At 58.6% G+C, this 18,038-nt stretch carries 14 protein-coding genes and 1 pseudogene; 5 read left to right on the forward strand and 10 right to left on the reverse strand.

Annotated elements, in window-relative coordinates; genetic code table 11:
• The first annotated feature begins 161 nt into the window (after positions 1–161).
• On the forward strand, positions 162–1,499 hold the full coding sequence (locus tag ACFPO9_RS27605) for a tyrosine-type recombinase/integrase (protein ID WP_379777620.1): 1,338 nt from the start codon (positions 162–164) through the stop codon (positions 1,497–1,499).
• Between the two features lie 406 nt (positions 1,500–1,905).
• Here ACFPO9_RS27605 and ACFPO9_RS27610 read toward each other — a convergent pair whose 3' ends face one another.
• The 5 genes from ACFPO9_RS27610 to ACFPO9_RS27630 all read right to left on the reverse strand — a co-directional run bounded on the left by ACFPO9_RS27610 (position 1,906) and on the right by ACFPO9_RS27630 (position 8,411).
• Complete coding sequence (locus ACFPO9_RS27610; protein ID WP_379777673.1) at positions 1,906–2,220, reverse strand: T6SS immunity protein Tli4 family protein; 315 nt, start codon at positions 2,218–2,220, stop codon at positions 1,906–1,908.
• A 196-nt stretch (positions 2,221–2,416) separates the two neighbouring features.
• Positions 2,417–2,695, reverse strand: a complete 279-nt coding sequence (locus ACFPO9_RS27615; RefSeq protein WP_379777622.1) for a PAAR domain-containing protein — start codon at positions 2,693–2,695, stop codon at positions 2,417–2,419.
• Positions 2,696–2,745: 50 nt separating this feature from the next.
• Entirely contained in the window at positions 2,746–3,831 is a 1,086-nt protein-coding gene (locus ACFPO9_RS27620) for a T6SS immunity protein Tli4 family protein (RefSeq protein WP_379777624.1), read from the reverse strand.
• Between the two features lie 94 nt (positions 3,832–3,925).
• Complete coding sequence (locus ACFPO9_RS27625) at positions 3,926–5,779, reverse strand: esterase/lipase family protein (protein WP_379777626.1); 1,854 nt, start codon at positions 5,777–5,779, stop codon at positions 3,926–3,928.
• Between the two features lies 1 nt (position 5,780).
• Complete coding sequence (locus ACFPO9_RS27630) at positions 5,781–8,411, reverse strand: type VI secretion system Vgr family protein (RefSeq protein ID WP_379777628.1); 2,631 nt, start codon at positions 8,409–8,411, stop codon at positions 5,781–5,783.
• A gap of 247 nt (positions 8,412–8,658) precedes the next feature.
• On the opposite strand from ACFPO9_RS27630, the gene ACFPO9_RS27635 reads away from it, so the two are divergent.
• Positions 8,659–9,870 carry an AcrVA2 family anti-CRISPR protein gene (locus ACFPO9_RS27635; RefSeq protein WP_379777630.1) on the forward strand — a complete coding sequence of 404 codons (1,212 nt, stop codon included), beginning with the start codon at positions 8,659–8,661 and terminating at the stop codon, positions 9,868–9,870.
• 10 nt (positions 9,871–9,880) lie between these two features.
• Here ACFPO9_RS27635 and tssG read toward each other — a convergent pair whose 3' ends face one another.
• Genes tssG through tssE form a run of 3 tightly spaced genes read right to left on the reverse strand, consistent with a single transcriptional unit; the run spans position 9,881 to position 13,262 of the window.
• Positions 9,881–10,978 carry a type VI secretion system baseplate subunit TssG gene (gene tssG / locus ACFPO9_RS27640; RefSeq protein WP_379777632.1) on the reverse strand — a complete coding sequence of 366 codons (1,098 nt, stop codon included), beginning with the start codon at positions 10,976–10,978 and terminating at the stop codon, positions 9,881–9,883.
• Entirely contained in the window at positions 10,942–12,771 is a 1,830-nt protein-coding gene (tssF, locus tag ACFPO9_RS27645; protein ID WP_379777634.1) for a type VI secretion system baseplate subunit TssF, read from the reverse strand. The genes tssG and tssF overlap by 37 nt, the downstream gene beginning before the upstream one ends.
• 11 nt (positions 12,772–12,782) lie before the next feature.
• Positions 12,783–13,262 (reverse strand): type VI secretion system baseplate subunit TssE, encoded by a 480-nt coding sequence (gene tssE, locus ACFPO9_RS27650; RefSeq protein ID WP_379777636.1) that lies wholly within the window; start codon positions 13,260–13,262, stop codon positions 12,783–12,785.
• A gap of 202 nt (positions 13,263–13,464) precedes the next feature.
• On the opposite strand from tssE, the pseudogene tssK reads away from it, so the two are divergent.
• A pseudogene (gene tssK / locus ACFPO9_RS27655) lies at positions 13,465–14,793 on the forward strand (type VI secretion system baseplate subunit TssK).
• A gap of 63 nt (positions 14,794–14,856) precedes the next feature.
• On the opposite strand, the gene ACFPO9_RS27660 reads toward tssK, so the two are convergent.
• Complete coding sequence (locus tag ACFPO9_RS27660) at positions 14,857–15,126, reverse strand: hypothetical protein (protein WP_379777638.1); 270 nt, start codon at positions 15,124–15,126, stop codon at positions 14,857–14,859.
• 114 nt (positions 15,127–15,240) lie between these two features.
• On the opposite strand from ACFPO9_RS27660, the gene ACFPO9_RS27665 reads away from it, so the two are divergent.
• Positions 15,241–16,011 (forward strand): penicillin-insensitive murein endopeptidase, encoded by a 771-nt coding sequence (locus ACFPO9_RS27665; RefSeq protein WP_379777640.1) that lies wholly within the window; start codon positions 15,241–15,243, stop codon positions 16,009–16,011.
• A 271-nt stretch (positions 16,012–16,282) separates the two neighbouring features.
• The gene (locus ACFPO9_RS27670; RefSeq protein WP_379777642.1) at positions 16,283–16,510 is read left to right on the forward strand and encodes a hypothetical protein; all 228 of its coding nucleotides are present in this window, start codon (positions 16,283–16,285) and stop codon (positions 16,508–16,510) included.
• Here the strand turns inward: ACFPO9_RS27670 and ACFPO9_RS27675 are convergent.
• The gene (locus ACFPO9_RS27675) at positions 16,501–17,508 is read right to left on the reverse strand and encodes a ParM/StbA family protein (protein WP_379777644.1); all 1,008 of its coding nucleotides are present in this window, start codon (positions 17,506–17,508) and stop codon (positions 16,501–16,503) included. The genes ACFPO9_RS27670 and ACFPO9_RS27675 overlap by 10 nt on opposite strands.
• Positions 17,509–18,038 lie beyond the last annotated feature (530 nt).

The following is an 18,038-nucleotide window of genomic DNA, read 5'->3' on the forward strand; positions in this document are numbered from 1 at the left end:
GGTATTCGTGAGTGTTGAGTGGTGTTGATTTTATGAGCCAAACTCCTTTTAAATCATTGGCTTATGATTATTCCACGACCGATTCCACATGGAAATGTGTTGATGAGTATGCTACCATTTGGGTTACATGGTGGTTACACAGGGCTTATTCATGGGTAGTAGTGAAAAAAATAAAGTTCACGGCTGGGAGGGTAGAGGAGTTCGCCTGCGAGAGTGGGAAGAGCCAATCCTTTCTTTGGGACACGGCTTCACCGGGCCTTGGCCTGCGAGTGACCGCGAACGGGGCAAAGTCCTATATTTTTCAGGGAAAGTTGAACGGCTCTACCATTCGACTCACGATTGGTGACCCACGTACCTGGGACATCGCCAAGGCCCAGGCAGAAGCCCGCCGTCTGAAGGTCCTGATTGATAACGGACAGGATCCGCGGAAAGTGAAGGCGGATGCGTTAGCGGCAGAGAAGGCGGCCCGCGATGCTCAGGAGGCCGCAATCGCGGCCGAACACGACAGACGGCTGCGCGAGTCCGTGACTTTGGGTGACGTCTGGTCCGAGTACATCGATGACCGTATAGCGACGCGAGAGAAGGGTTGGTCCGGCCATCACATTGCCGCGCATCGCAAGATTATCCAGGAAGGTGGGCAACCCCGGAAGCGCAGTCCGAAACCGACCAAGGCAGGGCCGCTCTGGTCCTTGTCGAAGCTGCGACTCATCGATCTGACGACGGAGCGTATCGAGGCCTGGGCGAAGGAAGAGGCAAAGATCCGCCCATCGAGCGCACGCTTGGCTTGGCGGCTGCTCAAGGCGTTCATGAATTGGTGTGCTTCGCATAAAACGTACTCGAGCCTGGTGAACACTAATCCAACGAAGAGCGCGCGAACCCGCGAGAGTCTGGGGAAAGAGAAACGACGCCACGACGTCCTTCAGCGCGAGATGTTGCAGTCGTGGTTCGACGCCGTGCGCAAGATCGGAAACCCTGTCATAGCCGCTTACCTCCAAGTCCTGCTGCTCACCGGTGCCAGGCGCGAGGAACTAGCGGCATTGAAGTGGACCGACGTGAATTTCCAGTGGGGCAGCATCAAGCTTTCCGACAAGGTCGAGGATTTTCGGATGGTCCCACTTACCCCGTTTGTGGCGCAGCTACTAACCAAGCTGCCGCGTCGTAACGACTACGTGTTTTCGAGCCCGACGTCCAAGTCCGGTCGCATCGCGGAGCCGCGAATTGCGCATAATGAGGCAGTCGCAGCGGCTGGATTGCCGAAACTTACTCTGCACGGGTTGCGGCGCTCGTTCGCCACACTGAGCGAGTGGATCGAAACGCCGAAAGGTATCGCCGCGCAGATACAAGGGCACGCGCCGCAAGGTGTGCGCGAGCAAAACTACATTCGTCGGCCGCTTGATCTGCTGAGGGTCTGGCACGTGAAGATCGAGGCGTGGATACTTGAGCAGGCCCAGGTTGACATACCACCGTTGGCAGCCCCCTTGCGCGTTGTGGCTGGCTGAGGTGGCGGTACTTTTAGCGGTCAGCTCATACTGGCGTGATCAATTTGCGCCGCATTCGGTTACGTCTCCGTCGTAGGCATACGGCTTGCCTTCATGGTGCGCCCCCGCGCCATCAGGCTTGATCCCAATGTTACCCTTGCACCTCGGGCACTACGTCATGTCATCTTGGAGTGCTGCGACCACGCCCATTACGGTTGTGCCCGAGGATGCACTGATGACTTGGCCGCCGTGACCGGGTTTATCGTTGAGGCGAATTACGCCGCGTCCTTGATGCTTCTTTGTTGGTCCTGTTTGTTGATCAGCAGAGAGAGCGATTCGAACGTCACTAGCTTGCGGCTGCAGTGCCGGCTTTATCTGGGGGGGAAGTACCAGCCTTCAGGTGCGCCAGGCACTTTGACCCTGAACTTCAGCCCCGAGAGAGCTCGTCCCAAAATGCAACAGCTTCGTCGTCGCTTACCGATGTCTTCTTCGCTGCGCCGACCATATTGTCTGTAACCTTGATGAACATGGCGGCGTGAAAATCGGATGGGTTAGCGACGTCTCTCGGGGTACCGACGAAAGCCCACTCGAAGTCGTGGGTACCGTCCGGCCTGGGGATGAGCGATCCCGTTGGATCGGTGGGCTGCGCGAGCGTGTTTCGGTCGCTGAGCCAGAGCGTGTGCCCGTCGGCCCGGTGCTCGTACCAGTGGTGCGGCTCGAGCTTCTCTAAGCGGCGGTACAGATGGTTGTAGTCGGTCTCTCCGTACTAGTTCGCGCAGGTCAGCCACGGATAGGCGCCAACGATCGCCGTATGCCAGTCGCCCTGACGGTAATGGGCCAACGTGAGCTCGGTCAGTTCGATGACGCTCTTGCCGTGGAACGACACGTTGTCCTTGCGTAGCTTGGCGGTGAGTTGGCGGGACAGTTATCGGGCCCGTTCAGCCCACGCTGGCCCGGTGCGTGCCAATTAACTTGCATCCACATTCCGTGACACAGCCTTCCACGGCTACCGCAATACCTCCCACAGTCACGCTGGAGTGGCCGGTAATGATCTTGTTGACTCCGTGTGGTTTACCGCCCGGGTAGTGCTGGGGGCAATCCACCTGGTCGCCAAGCCGCGCGATGGGCTTCCCGTCTACGTCGTGCTGTGGCGAGCCGCTGATCACCTTGCCGCCGTGATCGGTAGAATCGCCCACGACGATGATTTTCATTGACATGCTTCGTACTCTCTTCGCAGCGGTTTCATTATTTCGACCACGCCCCAGGCTCAATTCCGGAAGCGCAGGCCGCTAAGAAGTTTGTCCCATAAGGCCACGGCCTCATCATCTGAGAGTGAGCCCCTTGTCGCAAATTTCGTGTCGGCAGCAACCCCGGTGTCCAGATGGATGTTAACGCTGGCTGGCTTGGCCCCGTCCCCGGTTTTGCCCACGAATGCCCATAAGAACTCGTGCGCAATTGCCCCTTCCTCCCCATTGTGCCGAAGCAATACCTCTTCACCATCCCAGGAATTCACCATGTGCCTGCCCATTCGCAACCTCGCCAAGTCCGCGACTACGGGGAAAACAATGCCTTGAGCTGTCATTGCGCCCTTATGGCGTTCAATAAGACCGACACCATTCGGCCCCTCGGTACTCGCATTCTTGTTCGACCTGATCGAGAATCTCACATCGGGGATGCTTGGCAGCGAGATTCCCGCGCCGAAGATCTCCTGATCGTTGCTAGTGTTGTCGGCAATAAATCCTTCGTCAATGCATACTCCGGGCTCTTTCGGGACCTCTGCGTTGTCGCGGACACGAAGATTACGGGCAATCTCAGCCATGCGCTTTATGATTTGGTCCGCTGACTCCTCTTCGCCTGAACCCCAACCATATTCAAAGACATGATCGCCGATTTGATTGAAGTTCCTAATCCCTTGGGCACCTTCCTGCTTTAAGAAGGCACTAGCAAAAAAGCGAATTTGGACGCTTGAAGGGATTGCTCCGGGACCCAGGTACGTCACCTCTGCGTCATTTCGCTCCTTTTTTAACTCGACAATGAATGCGTCAGCTAAATGTTTTGCTTGTCCTGCTGCATTCTTGTGAGTAGTAATTTCAGCCGGAAATTCCTGATAGCCAAAAACAAGACGCGCTTCGGCTGGCACGGTCAATACATAACGGCCGAAACAAACATCTTTAGTTTTAGAAAAAAGTTCGCTCAGCTTGCGAGATGGTTCAATTCTATTTGGCACGCCCCGCTCCTTATACGAATACTTCTGGCAATTGAACAAAAATAGCAGAATTAAGAAGGCGATAAATGTGATCACTGCGATACGAGTACCCGCTTTTCCAGAATCTCGTCTATTGACTATAGCCATTTGGTTTGATGAGAATAAAAATGTTCGCAAACATAATGGGAGGCGCGCAGTTTGCCGGGCACGTAGCGGCTTAATGCAGACTATGCTATTTTTTTCAACCCTCCGCTGTGTTGGCAATTTTGACCACAGAATACAGCATTGACGCTAACACAAAGTCGTTGTGATAGCTGCCTTGGTGATCATAACCAGTTTGTTTGAAGTGTATCTTGGCCTTAACTTTTGCGGCTGAGTAATCGGCTGGAACTGTTCCGTCTCCAGGATCTCTTGGAGATAGTAACTTGAGCTTGAATTTTCGCTTTTCCGCCGACATAACAATTAAATCGCCTTTTCCATCTTCGCTGATGATTTTCCAGGTCGATGGCGCGCCACGTCCTGGCGATATGGAGGACGCAATATCGTTGAAGTCGTTCGATAGCGAATCCACTTTATATATGACGTTTCCATGGGTCAGGTTCTTGTCAGTGGCGTCCGTACCATAGCTCGCATAAGTATTTGCATGAAATGTATGCTTGATCTTATCGTGAAAATCTTGCGAGTCAATAATCCGTTGTCTCACCATTTCCCAAGCCGAGCTGTTTTTGTACTTCTTGCCGGCCGGATTGGTCCACTCCGGGTTAATCAAACGCCACCAGTTGCCGCTCTTTTGAAGGTAGATATCCTTGAGCGGCGTGCCATCCGTTTGCAGTGCATTTGACGTTCCTGGTTGGCTACCGACGTCCTTGGCGTTTGTTGGCCATTGTGCAAGTACTCTGTCATTCTGATCGACTACCTTCAGCCAGCCTTGGCCATATGCAGAAGTTGGCAGCAGCTCGAGAGGACCCGGTGCATTGGCAAAAACGGCCGTAACGTCCTGGCCCGTATTGCCAATGACGAGCGCAGTTGGCAAATGACCCGTAACGCCGCTGCGAACGCGCTTGTAAGCGGCACCTGCGCCATGCACGGGCTGAACGCTGTGATAAATTCCCAGTACGGCGTCGTTCAGCCCACCCATTTCCGGATGAATAATTGCACGCGCCAGTATTCCTCCCATCGAATGCGTAACCAATATGACTTTATCGCATTTTTGTCCATGATCTTGATATGACTTGATTAATGCCCTGATCCGCGCCGCCGTTTTTCGAGCCGATACTGCATTGCTCTGCAGCCAGTTGTACCCCATCGCATGGACAGGGTAGAGGCAATTCGCTATGCGCAAAACTTCGGTCTCTTCCAATGCTTTGCCAGCAGGAGCGCCCCACTTTGCCAGATTGACACCCGTGACCGATCTGCCATAATCTTTTCCGGACACCCAGACTTCATGCAAAGGATTATGTGAAACCTGCGCATAATAGGGGTCCGTGATGTGATAGAGCCGGCCTTCTAGGATTTCAAGTGCGTCACGGTAGTCGTTAAATCCGATTTCGCTCCAGCCACGCCAGCGTGCTTTTTGTGCTGCAGTAGCCGCGCCTGCGCTTTTCTTTGTACTATCGGCGCCCCATGCAGCGCGGTCGGTCGTCAACATACCGACGTTCCGGAGAGAATCGGGAATATTACTGTGCCGATTATCCGACGTTTGGGTTTGATCGCCGCTTGGGTCGAATCTTCCCTCATTTTCGGTAAATCGGTAATAGTCAACCTCGGTCTCATCTGGGTCGAGTTTTAATTGGCGTTCTTCGGGTGTCAAAAGCGAGGCTGTCGTGACTTTGGTGAATAGTGTCGTTGCTCCCAGCGTATCCGGCCGCCATGCAATATCGTTTTCGTCACCAACCTTTGCAGTGCGAGCCCTGCTCATGCGAAGGTTACTCCCCATAACCCCCGGCAAGAAAATAATTGGAATCACTCTGCTCGGCGGCATCATGAATATGGTTTCGCGCTGCTCGGTGTGACTTGGTGTCAGGTCAAATTCACCCTCCATCGCCCCACCTACGCTTTGTGTCATCTTTTTAACATCGTTCGTACTGTCGGTCATATTAGTCGCTCAATATCCGTAATTTTGCTGTCGCCATCGAAATGCCTTTTTGCACCGGCATACGACCCTCGGCATCGGTGACGCCCCTGATGATCGTTCCATCTTCGCGGGTCAGCTCGAACTTGCGATTTGCTAGCGGTCCGTCGAGATCGCGCAAGATTGGGGTCTGATCGAAGTGGCCCTTTTCCATTTCGTTCGAGGCCAGCGCGAGGCTCTTTGGATCGATGAAGCTATGGGAGGCGGCATGGGCCACAAATGTGCCGGTTGTACCGTGCTCAATCCCGGCCTTACTGAATTTGACGTAGCTACCACCGCCGTTGATGACGATGTCTTCCTTGGCATTGATAACAATTCGGTTCCCCGTCTGTGTGATGTTCAATTTGGCGAGCAAATTGATACTGTCCGAGAGGGTCTGCACGTCGATATCGCCTGCCGCTGCAATCAGCTTCATGCCAGCTCGTTGAACGAACAGGCGGAGCGTAGTGACGACACTTGCGAACAAACCGTCGCCGGCCGCGATCGCGACGCTTTTTCCCGTTGTGATCGCGGTGTCCACGTCGCTAGCGATGTGCGTAGACTGAGCCGTGGTAGTGGCAATTCCAGCGGAGCTCGCTAGTATCAAATGAGGCTCGGAGAGTTCCGGGAAGCTGCGTTTTGCGGAACTGGCGCCAGCACCCCGAACCGCGTCGTTTTGCGCCTTGAGCGAGGCCGCTACGCGTGATTGCTGGCCGCTTTCCTGTGCCCGGTTTTTCTCCGCTACTTCCGCATGGTCCTTTTGTTTTTGTTGGGCGGAGGCGAGACGTTGAATGGTCTCGCCCATGTCCTTGACTTGGGAGCTCGCGTTGGGGCGCGCCTCAGTGGTGATCAGCAGGCCTTTTCCGGCCCGGGCGACGCCCCAGGCATCGGTAGCGATTTCCCAGCCTTCACCTCGTTCGTCCTGGCGCCCTTGGTGATCTTCGATGCGGGAGATATGCCCGAGTGACAGCTGGCTGCACTGATGATCGCTCTTCAACTGCGCCTGGATCTTGCCTGGGGTATCGTCCAGCACCAGGTGATTGCCACGCCCGCTCGCTTCGCCCGCCTGCAGTTCGCGGCTGCGCAGTCCCGTCAAAGCCTGCTGCTCCGGCAGCTGCCACGGCGGCATATGGGTGTGGTTATACAGCGCGCCCAGAATGACCGGGTGGTCGATGTTCCCGTTGAGGAAGACCACTCCCACTTCCTCACCGACCCTCGGGAGGCGGATATTCCCGAATTCGACCCCGGCCCCAGGTGACATCACGCGCACCCAGGCCGAGCTGTTCTCGTCGTAGTTGTCCAGCCTGTTCCAATGAAATTGCACCTTGACCCGCCCGTAACCATCGGTGTGGATCTCGGCGCCGGCCGGCCCGACCACGATGGCGGTCTGGATACCGGGGTAGCTGCAGGGCTGGCTGTTGTAGTGGCGTCCCGGGCGCCACTGGATGTCCCTGCGCACGCAGCGGAACGTGTTTTCGTAGTGCGATGGCGCGCCCGGTCCGGCCTGGTAGTTGTTGCTGGCTTCGTGGTCGACCGAGAGGATCAGGTAGTCGCGGTTGCGGATGCTGGGCTTGGCCGGCTCGCCGCGCTTGGGCACGCGCAGCTCGGCGCTGAAGTGGCCGCCGAGCTTGAAGCACCGGCCCGGCTGGGCGGTACGAGCGTTGCCGCGCGCTTCGAAGGTTTGCGTGTTGGCGTCGCGCTCGCCCATGCGCTGCTGCGCGAGCTTTTCGCCCTCGTCGTGGGTGCGGAAACCGTACGAGCCGGTGTTTTCGTAGATTTCATGGGGATAGACGTCGCCCTGGTTATTCAGGGACTCGGCGCTTGCCCGTTGCACCACCGGGTTCTTGTAGTCGAAGCTGGCCAGGGTCGTCCGGCCGGAGCCGAGGCGGCGCACGGGGCTCCATTCGCGGATGCCGTCGTCTTCGAGGGAGCCCGCTTTGTCGCGGAACGGGATCTCGCCGGAATCGTCGATCCTGGTCGGATCGATCGGTTGCGCCAGCGTGCTCCTGTCGTAGAGCCAGAGCGTGTGCCCGTCGGCCCGATGCTCGTACGAATACATCAGGCCGAGCGCCTCCCAGCGGCGGTGCAGGTGGTTATAGTCGGTTTCGCCGTACTGGTTCGCGCAGGTCAAGCGCGGGTCGTCGTCGATGATGTGCGTGCGCCAGTCGGCCTGGCGGTAATGGGCAAACGTGAGTTCGGTCAGTTCGATGACGCTCTTGCCATGGAAGGACACGTTGTCCTTGCGCAGCTTCGTAAATGCCAGCCAGGGTTCGAGGACCATGCGGTAGAAAGCGAAACCGCCATCGGTGCGAAGGAAACGGAATTCGGTGACATAGCCGTTGAAGTAGCGCAGCGAGCCGTCTTCGCGTACCACGGAGATCGTGACCATCTTGGCCATTATCGCCTTCAGGGGAATCCGCGCGTCGTCCGACAGGACTTCGAGCTCGTAGAGATAGCACCGCGAGACTTCCTCATGCGCCTTCAAACGGTTAGGCAGGAGGATGCGATCCGGGCCGTCGCCGCGGGGGAAGTCCATGCGCATCAGGCGGTTGTGCTGCGCACCGTAACTGAACGCCGATAGCGCAGCTCCCGCCGCGATCGCTTGGCTTTCGCCCATGTGTTGCCTCCGATGGTTTACCAGGTATCAGATTTTCCATCAGTTAACGTAACCAACAGGTCTTCGGGGAACTTGATCAAAATCAAAAGCCGGGCTCAGCATTTGTTTTGATGGTGGCAGAATGACAACGGTTGTCCGTTGCATGTGCCGATCTAGCTGAGCTTGATTAATCTCAAGGCGAGCCGGCGGGCGGGTTCTACATTTTTCCCTTGGTTGCCAGAAAGCAGCGCAAAACAAGGGAGAGAGTATGCGCAAGCACGTATCCACCGGAAGGCCCATGGGGATGGAGATCGTTCTCAGGCCCGCCAGCAGCGGGAACGGGGATGCACTCATCGTGGAACGCATCGAGGTCGGCCCGGCCTTGAAGAAGAGCCGCGTCGGCAAGCTCCATGGCCGGCCGTACCCGGTCCAGGTCCGGAACCAGGGTGCATTCGATGCTTGGAAACAGGCGCTCGGCAGCGGCCAGGAATGGACGCGGTGGGCGGACCCGGAGGCGACGTGCTGGAGCATCCGCCAGGAGATCCAGCAGCAGCTCAACGACATGCGTGCGGGTAAGCATGGCAGCATGGAAGCCGAAGCACAGGCGCAGGTCGACGCGCGCCTGCAGGCCATATCGATCAGCGCGAACCTGAAGTACGAACTGCAGAAGGGAGCCGTCATCGAAGCGACGCCGGCGCTCGAGACCTTGCTCCTCAATTCGGACATGGACCTGGAGCTGCCGATGAAGATGGTTGCGCCTCCCTATCCTGCGCAATATCTCAAGTTCGGTCCGGAGGCGGCTCGCCACCTGAAGGTGCCGGATTCGGATCTGCCGGACCGTCAGTTCGATGGCGTGTTCTGCTTTTTCACGCCGCCATCGAGCTGCGAGGGCGATGGAATCAAGTGGACGCTCGAGCTCATTTTCATCAGCCAGCGCCAGGACTGCTTTAGCGGCCATGTGTCCCTGCTGGGAGACACGGAGCGTGACGATAAGCCCTTGGGCGAATGGCTCAATCGGGTTCTTGATACGGCGAAGGGACGGTCGGCCGAGACCTTCTACAAGCCCATGTACGCGGCGGTGAGCTATGTGGTCAAGGTCTTCCTCTACATGGCGCTCAGGCAGGCACGGAGCATCGAGCATCGCGAATTCGATGAAGCGATGCGGCGCATCGCCGGACTCGGGGTCAAGAAGCGGGCTCGATTGCTTCAACGCGCCGAATCCCTCTACAACGGCATCCGCGTTGGCCCGGATGACCTGCCTCAGGAGAGCGCCGCTCATGAGGGTGGCGGTACCGTGGCGCCGCATTGGCGCCGCGGGCACTTCCGAATGCAGGCTTGTGGAGTCGGGAAAGTCGAACGCAAGCTGATATTCGTCGCCCCCATGCTGATCCACGCGTCACAGCTGCAGGGAGACATTCCAGCCCCTAAGCCGTATCGTGCCGGCGGCACGCGGGGTTCTGAGCGTCCGATTGGCTTATAGGTGAATGCGATTACAGCCGAATCGCAGGCGTTTGTTCCGCCCGATTCTGCTGTCCGGTCGGTCCCTTCGCCGTCAGACGGAGAACAGAACGTATCTCAGGCCGGCTCGCTTTCCCCGCACTGACGGTCAGGAAGGAATTCAGGCCGAGACGTTTGCGATCCGGCCCTTTGGTCGCCAGGGTCAATGGCTTGAGACACGGCTTGTCCAGTAAGAGCCTGACTTCGTACTGCACGGAAGGCACTGCAAACAGGCTGACGATTTCCTTCAATGCGGCATGGGATCGGCCATTCGGCAGGAAGGCTTTTGCCGTCTCATCATCTAGTGGACCAATATGCAGACGGACCCGCAAGTCGTTGCGCCATGTGCGCGTACCAAGGGCGGCGCCGAAGCCGAGGGTGGGATCGGTAACGCCAAGCGTGCTGCGCATCTTCGCCGGCAAGGGATCCCAGGCGCCGACGAATTCCTCGACACGAACAGGCACACCGAAATACTCGCCCAGCACCCGCTCCACGGTCGAGGCGGCGATTGGACGCGTCCTGAGCAAGCCGGCATAGTAGCCGGCGACTTCTGCCGGAATCGACGCATACGACCTGGCTGCCCCGAAGCTGGCCGGCCGCAGACCGCCCAATGCACTCAGCAGCGGGAGCAGATCATCCTGGCCTCGCGTGTCCAGGCCGTGCTCGACGCGGTATTTTCCCCAGGCCTCGTAGAACAAGCCGATAACGCGATTCGAGAACAGGTCCACGAATGGCTTCCAGCTCTCGTCCCCGCCAAGACCCGCCCTGGCGGCCGCGCGCTCGGTGTCGTGCAGGGGCAGGGTACCGCTTGCGCCAAGCAGCCCAATGAATGCCGGCGTGATGTGAATGCGCGGCATACCGCCGCCGTCCTCCGCTTCGACCTGCATGCTTTCGATCTCGCTGGCCGGAAAAGCCAGCGACAGACTATTACGAAAGCGCAGCACTCGGCTGAAGGCTTGGGTATACGGGATGCCCTGTTGCCGCAGCATCCGCACCAGGATGTTCAGCAGTTGTGCGAACCGGTACCGGTATGGCGCTGCGCGCAGAGGCTCGATCATGACAGCGGCATGCTGCCGCTTCTCGGTGTGCATCGGAACAGCTCCTCTCCGGACTGGTGTGACAGGATCACGAGCTCGATAAAACTGTTCGTTTGGACGTACAGCGCAAAGAACTGGTCGATGACCTGGACGAACACGTGCAGGCCGGCGCCAACGAAGGCCTCTTCGTCGATCGTCAGGCGCACTTCGGTGCCGTGCGCCAGGGATGCCCCGCGCTTGTGCCTCAGCCACGCGGTGGCCTCCGCATGTTCCAGCCCGACGATGCCGGCGATTTGCCGCCGCGATACCGCCGATCCGTTGAAGTCGTACAAGGCCAGCATCTCGCGCAGGCCGTCCGCGCCTCCGGTGGCGAGCGAGTGATGGTTGAGCGTCAGGTGCGAGATGAGGCGCCAGTGGGCGCCATGGCCATTTGCCAGGCGATGGGGGCGCGTGGGCCTGCGAAGAATGCGGGCCGCCGTTCCCTTGGTGGCGCCCGGAATGGACAGGTCGCCACCGGCCGCTCCGGTTTTCAACAGGCAGGGCAGGTCGCGGTTCGTGCAGGTGAGGTCGATCGACAGCGTTGCTTGCTCGATCTCGAGCGGCGCACCGTCGACGTCGACGAGCGAGATGACTTTTTCATGGCCCGGACTGGTAGCTGCCAGCGTGTCGTCATGGCGCAGGATCCAGTAGCGCCCCTTGCGCGCATCGCTGTCGCCGTGCCGGAGCGCATAGAAGGGGCGGAATTCGACCGGCGCGATGTCCTTGCCCCGCTGCCGCACCATGTGAACGCGGTCGACCGAGTAGACTTCGTACGCCGGTGTATGCGTGGCATGCGCCAGCACCGAATACTCGGCCGTTTGCTGGCTGTAGTCGATCGGGACACCCGGCTGCCTGAACAGGTTGACGACCGGGGTGCAGCCGGGGAGCAGGCTTTGCGCCGACAGCCCGCCGAGCATCCTTGCCTGGTCCGAGCCTGGCGGCATCCCCGCCAGCCCCAGATGCAGCGTGAAGCGGGTGCAATCCGCAGGGAGACGAGCGCGGAGTGCGGCCAGGTCGATGTCAACAAAACTAAACTTTTCTGGAAAGGCGAAGTACTCCGCAAGTACCCGGTAGGCGCGGTGGGAGCGGGCGTCGAACGGGATCAGGGCGTCCTCGTCGACAAAGCCAGCTGGCGCGATCGGTATCGAGGCGACCGGAACCCATGCCGTCTCGCCTGCCGCCTGGACGTACGCAACTGACGTGCGCATGAACAGCGTATCGCGCAGCGCTGCGCAAAACGACGAGTCGCCGTCGAGGTAGACCCGCAAGGGTGTCGTCACTGCAAGGACGGGGGCTGCGACTTCGAACTCGATGCCGATCGACGCCGCCACGCCCGGCGGCAGCCTGGCAGAGGAAGGCGCGCGGATGACCGCATCGAACCAGGCCGAGGCAATGGCGGCCGGGGACGGCGTGACATCGTATGCGGTCTGGAACTTGCAGTTCACGCCGCGAACCGGCGCCGACTCCAGCAAGGTTCCCCGCGGGACGGTTCCGGTGCTACCGCCGGCGCTGCGGGCGGCCGGGGGAAAGCGCACGATCGCGCACGAGGGAAACGGCCTCAGATAGTGCGGAAACAGGAGGTTGAGCAGCGCCTCCGTGAATTCTGGATAGGAGTCGTCCAGGCGCTTCGATACCCTGGCGCACAGCAGGGCGACGGACTGGATCAGGCGCTCGACATGCGGATCGTCGCAGGCGTCGCCGCCGATCTGCAGTTTGGCCGCGACCTTCGGATAGCGGTCGGCGTACTCGCGGCAAAGCTGCCGCATCGTGACGAGCTCGCGTTCGTACTGCGCAAACAGTTCGTCCATGGTGGCTCTGCCTAAGGAGCGCTGCGTACGCTCTGGACCGAATAGCGCTGCAGCGACGGCTGGAACACGGCGTTGAATTGCATCGGTTCAGCTACCTGTGCGTTTTTCAATTCGGCGGTGATCACGAAGTCGACCCGGTTTATGGCCCCTTTTCGGGGCTGTAGCGTGGCCATCACCTTGTGCAGCCGCGGTTCGTGCCGCTCGATCGCCTTCTGGACCGCGGTGCAGATGCGCTGCTGGTCCGTGTCGCTCGTCATGCACATGCCGGCGAAGTCGATCAGGCCGTAGTTCACGATGGACCCGCCGACTTCGGGGTAACCGTCCAGTGCATCAGGAAGGAGGGCGGAACGGGTATTCAAGAGCGCCTCCAGGTCGCGAGTGATACTTTCCTTCCATTCGTCGGCCTTTTTGGTCGGTGCTCGGAATTCGCCCTGCGGGGCGTCGTCATCGGCATCCAAACGGTCGAACAAGCCTGGCACGAAACTCTGCATATTGTTCCCCTAAAGCCGTCCTGCAGCGGAAGAAGCGCCATTATTCCCTTCTGGCAAAATATAAAGTTGCGCCCCATCAACAGCCCTATTTAGCAGACGAAATTTAAGGTTGATGCGCCAGATCAACAATTTTTACGCGATGCCGGCCATGCTTTGTGGAATCTGAACAATGCGGATTTGGGTCGAGGAGAAATCGATGAGCATGGGAGCGAAAATCTTGTGGTCCGAAGGGCTGACGCTGGGCCCCCAGCATTTCCAGCGGCAGGACCTGTACCACGAGACGCGACTGCTCAGGATGGTTTCCGCGCTCAATCCCAACTTCTGGGGTGTCCGGCTTTTGCAGTGGAACATGGAAGGACTCGGCCATAACATGCTCGAGGCGCAGGCGATGTCGCTGATCTTCCAGGATGGAGAGGTCTACGACGCACCGGCGACGGACCTGTTGCCGCTTCCGGTCGACCTGACCCAGCTGCCGCAGGAAATCAACACCTTCACCATCTACGCGGCCCTTCCGACCATCCGGCCGCATGGCGCCAATGCGGAGGAGGGCGGGCGCTATGCGCTGGCGGAGGCTGAAACGTCCGACCTGTTCAGCGATGCGGTGCCGATCGACGTGCCATTCCTGAAGAAGCGGCTCCGGCTGATGTCCCACGCCGAGCCGTGCGATGGCCATGTCAGCTTTCCCGTACTGCGCATCCATCGCGCCCCGCGCGGTGGCTTCGAGGCCGATCCGACCTTCGTCCCGCCATGCGTGGCGATCAGTGCAGCTCGTCCGCTCCAGCAACTGCTCGACGGCTTGATGAGCGCGCTCTCGGCCAAGATCGTGTCGCTGCACAATTCGCACCGGAAGACGAATGCGTCTACCTTCGAGGTGCATGCTGGCGACATCACGTCCTAGTGGATGCTGAACATCATCAGCACGGCGAACGCATCCCTGCAGCACTGCGCCCGTTCACGGGTGCAGCATCCCGAGGACCTGTACGAGAAGCTGCTTGCCCTTGCCGGCGGCTTGATGACATTTTCGGACAGGTACACGACGTCGGATCTGCCGGCCTACGTTCACGCCGATCCCGGCGTCACGTTTGCGCAGCTCGACGCAGTGATCCGCGACTTGGTCGATACCGTCATCTCGGCCAAGTACTTCACCATTCCGCTCATCGCCGAGGACAATCGCCGCACCCATTACAGGGGGACGCTCGATGCGTCGAAACTGACCCAGGAAACGCAGCTCTGTCTTGCGGTAAGTGCGGACATGCCGGCGCTCGAGCTGGTGGCGGCGGTACCGCTCCGGTTCAAGATCGGCTCGCCCGACGACATCGAGCGCATCGTGGTATCGGCACTTCCTGGCATCACGCTGACGCACATGCCACAGGTGCCGACCGCGGTGCCTGTTCGTCCGGACACCTATTACTTCCTGCTGTCGACCAAGAACGGGCTCTACGAGAACGCGCTGAAAGCGCAGGCGATTGCGATCTATGCGCCGGACGGCATGCGTGAGTTGAAAATGGAGCTGATCGCGTTCACGCAGTGAGCTTGATGACGACGCGCCATGCGTTTCTTGCTATTGCTGGCTGCGCTACTCTGCACCGATTGGTCAATGCCGTTGAGTAGCGCTGACTACAATCTCCAAGCATTTCGTCACAGGCTGCTGGGCCCCTAACGTCTTGTCGGCCATTGCATAACATAGATTCGCCAAGGCGACCAAGCCTCTTGCCCGTGCTTCCGGCTTGAGCTCCCGGAGAGTGGTACTCACCAGTATTACTAACCGTTCCTCGGTCAAATCATCTCCTGGATTCAGGCCGCTTATCTTTTGCAACCATTCATCAAAAACATCATCGCTCATATCGATCAAATCCAGTGACATAAAGATTCTTTCTGAAGTAGATAATGCTTTGATTGTAGATTGACATCTTCATGGGGCAAGTTGCCCTTTCGGTCCAGATGGTATCGCCGCTGACATTTTCGATGAGAGCACAAATTGGCTAGTGAGCAAGAAGCTGCTGCGGAGCGCGCCGCGCTGATCCTGAAGAGATACGCGTCAGCCAATTCAAGGCTGCGTGCACAATTTTGGGCATGTATATTGCCGGCCGTCGCGATCAGTTTCCTTACCGGACCTGCACTTGCAGCGGATATTCCCAGTATTTGCCATGGCAGACCTGCCGCAGGGAGAATAGAACACGCGGTACAACTCCCGCTTCGTGGTCCGAACTTCGAAGCGTACAGCCAATTAGGAATACAGCTAGGCCGAACATACGTACATTCGACTGTGCGTGACATCGTGCTACAGACGTATGCAGAAATGCAGAAAAGTCGGCCGCAGGTAGAGCTCGTGTATGGTGAGACAGGACTGAAAGAGGGCGGGCCGATGCTGCCGCATCGAACTCATCAAGCAGGCACGTCCCTCGACTTTCTCGTTCCGGTGAAGGATCGGAATGGGCAGCCCGCATTACTGCCTCGTAGTCCGAACAATCGCTTCGGCTATGGTCTCGAATTCGACATGAATGGCAAATTCGGGCCACTGCGTATCGATTTTGAGACGATTGCAGAGCATCTTTATCAGCTGGACCAGGTCGCACGCCGTAATGGTGTCCGCATTGGTCTGGTGATTTTCGATCCGGTGCTGACCAAGCAGCTAATGAGGACTGCGCGCGGCCCGCAAATTCGAGGGCTGCCCTACATGAAAGGCGAAGCCTGGATCCGCCACGATGAGCATTATCACGTCGACTTCGCTATACCGTGTGCCCCGTAGTCGGTCATGCTGAGGGAGGCAGACAAAGTTCGCTGTCGGCCCCCCTGAGCTTCAGTCCGGTTGGCTAGACCTGAAGCCATCGATTAATGGATGAAGCCGACCCAGTCGCACTTTCGGAAACCGGATCACTTTGCGCTGACGTGGGCGTTGTGGTGTCGTGAGCCGGACGGGGCACCTCAGTACAGATTGTGCGATCAGCCTGGGGGCGGTGGGCGACAGGTAGCGCTGTCTCCGCATGCACAGTTCGAGACCTCAGCCACGTCGAAATGGCATGGATCTGCTGTTCGACGTCTCCAGCAGGATGATCCGTCTCCGCGATGTACCGTTCAAGTGCCAGGCGCACCAGCTTTCCACGTTCACGCACCGGCGTCATTGCCAGCAAAGTGTGAACGTCCGGGGCCTCCTGAAAAGTCAGGCTGATTCGCACGGTGATCTCGGTACCGATTTTCGGCGGTTTTTCCGTTTGTGCCGACATAGGAAGTTCCAGCGTCAGGACTGAAGCAGGGACAGCAAGCCGAGACGGCAGAAGCCTTCCGCCACCATCATCCGCGGCTCGTCGCTGCAAACAGCATTGGGGTATCGTTGTTTCAGGCCGTCTAGGAGCAGCTCGGCGCCGCCACCGCCAACGATGATCCCGTCCAGAACTGCAGCCTTCTGGCCAAACACTCGGTTGGCCTCATCCATCACTACCGCTTCAAAGCCAGCTCTCGCTTGCCGCAGCAGATGCGACACATCGACCCGCTCGCCGAAGTGCTTGATGCTACCGCTGCGCACCGCTTCGTCCACGACGTCGAGGGACGTCGGCAGCTTGGACTGCGCCAGTGCACTCGACATGCCGTCGTAGACCAGATGCATTCCTGCGCATGACACGGCCGCGTATTCCATCATTGCGCCTCGGTCGGACAGGGCGAAGTCGGTGGTGTAATGCCCGATCTCGATCACACCCCAGGCTTCGTTGTCGAGGTCTCGCTGCGGGTGCGGGCTACCGTTGCTTTGGATCGAGAGCCACTGCAGCGGTGCGTCCGCCTGGCTCTGGGCCATCACCCTGAGTGTTTGACCTGGCAAGAGCCGCGGCGTGAGCAAGGCCGCGATGCGGCTGCGAAGCGTGTCACGCTGCGGCCCAACGAATTTCGCCGGCAAGCCCATCACCAGATGAACCCGGGCGGGTGGATTGCTGAACGCCTGCATGGCCTTGCGCCATGCGCCCAGTACCAGCGCGTCGTGCTGGGGGCTTTCGATCCAGTCCGCGTTTTGCCCCGTATAGACTTCGGAGCGTCCCTGCCGCAGTGCGGTCTCACCAAAGAAGTATCGGCGGCCGTCCAGCTCGACAGTCTCAAGATCGGCTTTCTGCCGGGTCTGCTCGTTCGTCAGCGCGATTGCCGGCATCACGACGGTCGGGATCTGGAAAGAGAAGCGCTTGTCGGGCGAGGCCAGAGAGGCTGCGCGTACTTTGAACATTGAATGGCCGCCGTCAATTGCGATCGAGAGGTTTTCCACTGATGACTCCAGATATGAGTTAAAGATTTAAAGGTAACGGGGAAGTCGGCGTACGCAAGTCAGGTCTGGCTTTGCGACACCGAGCTGCAATCGAAACCTGGATTCCGTCCGTGTCGGAAAATCAGGTTCGAAATTGCGCTGTCACTACCTATCGCCACCGGCGGAAATCTTGGCAACTCATGCGCGGCTGTTGTCTCTTGACGCGTAGTTGCCGCTGGGATGCATTGCGCCATGTAGGTCTCCCGCAATGCCTGAAGTCTCGTCACGGGTCTTCACAGACAGGTACAGAGTGATCCCGAAAGCGTGTCGCCGTCGGTGTTCTAGCGAAATGGCAGGGAAAACTCGATCACAGATTGAATTCCCTAGCTCAGCCGTTAGCGCCTTCGGTGCGTCTCGGCTCGTCATTCGAGTGCGCCACGTCCAATCTCAACTGCAACCATCGTGATCGGGTTAGTTACCCCTTGAGATAGCCCCCTGATTCACCAGACACGGTCGGTGCGGTATCCTTACGGATAGGAATACGACTGTGA

The organism is Massilia aerilata, from assembly GCF_042656905.1.
Taxonomy (GTDB): Bacteria; Pseudomonadota; Gammaproteobacteria; order Burkholderiales; family Burkholderiaceae_D; genus Telluria; species Telluria aerilata.

Bases quoted from the DNA above. Each gene is read 5' to 3' on its own strand.
- ACFPO9_RS27670 (WP_379777642.1), top strand. From the start codon at position 16,283: ATGGATCTGCTGTTCGACGTCTCCAGCAGGATGATCCGTCTCCGCGAT.
- ACFPO9_RS27635 (WP_379777630.1), top strand. From the start codon at position 8,659: ATGCGCAAGCACGTATCCACCGGAAGGCCCATGGGGATGGAGATCGTT.
- ACFPO9_RS27625 (WP_379777626.1), bottom strand. From the start codon at position 5,779: ATGACCGACAGTACGAACGATGTTAAAAAGATGACACAAAGCGTAGGT.
- ACFPO9_RS27615 (WP_379777622.1), bottom strand. From the start codon at position 2,695: ATGTCAATGAAAATCATCGTCGTGGGCGATTCTACCGATCACGGCGGC.
- ACFPO9_RS27660 (WP_379777638.1), bottom strand. From the start codon at position 15,126: ATGTCACTGGATTTGATCGATATGAGCGATGATGTTTTTGATGAATGG.
- tssE (WP_379777636.1), bottom strand. From the start codon at position 13,262: ATGCAGAGTTTCGTGCCAGGCTTGTTCGACCGTTTGGATGCCGATGAC.
- tssF (WP_379777634.1), bottom strand. From the start codon at position 12,771: ATGGACGAACTGTTTGCGCAGTACGAACGCGAGCTCGTCACGATGCGG.
- ACFPO9_RS27620 (WP_379777624.1), bottom strand. From the start codon at position 3,831: ATGGCTATAGTCAATAGACGAGATTCTGGAAAAGCGGGTACTCGTATC.
- tssG (WP_379777632.1), bottom strand. From the start codon at position 10,978: ATGCACACCGAGAAGCGGCAGCATGCCGCTGTCATGATCGAGCCTCTG.
- ACFPO9_RS27630 (WP_379777628.1), bottom strand. From the start codon at position 8,411: ATGGGCGAAAGCCAAGCGATCGCGGCGGGAGCTGCGCTATCGGCGTTC.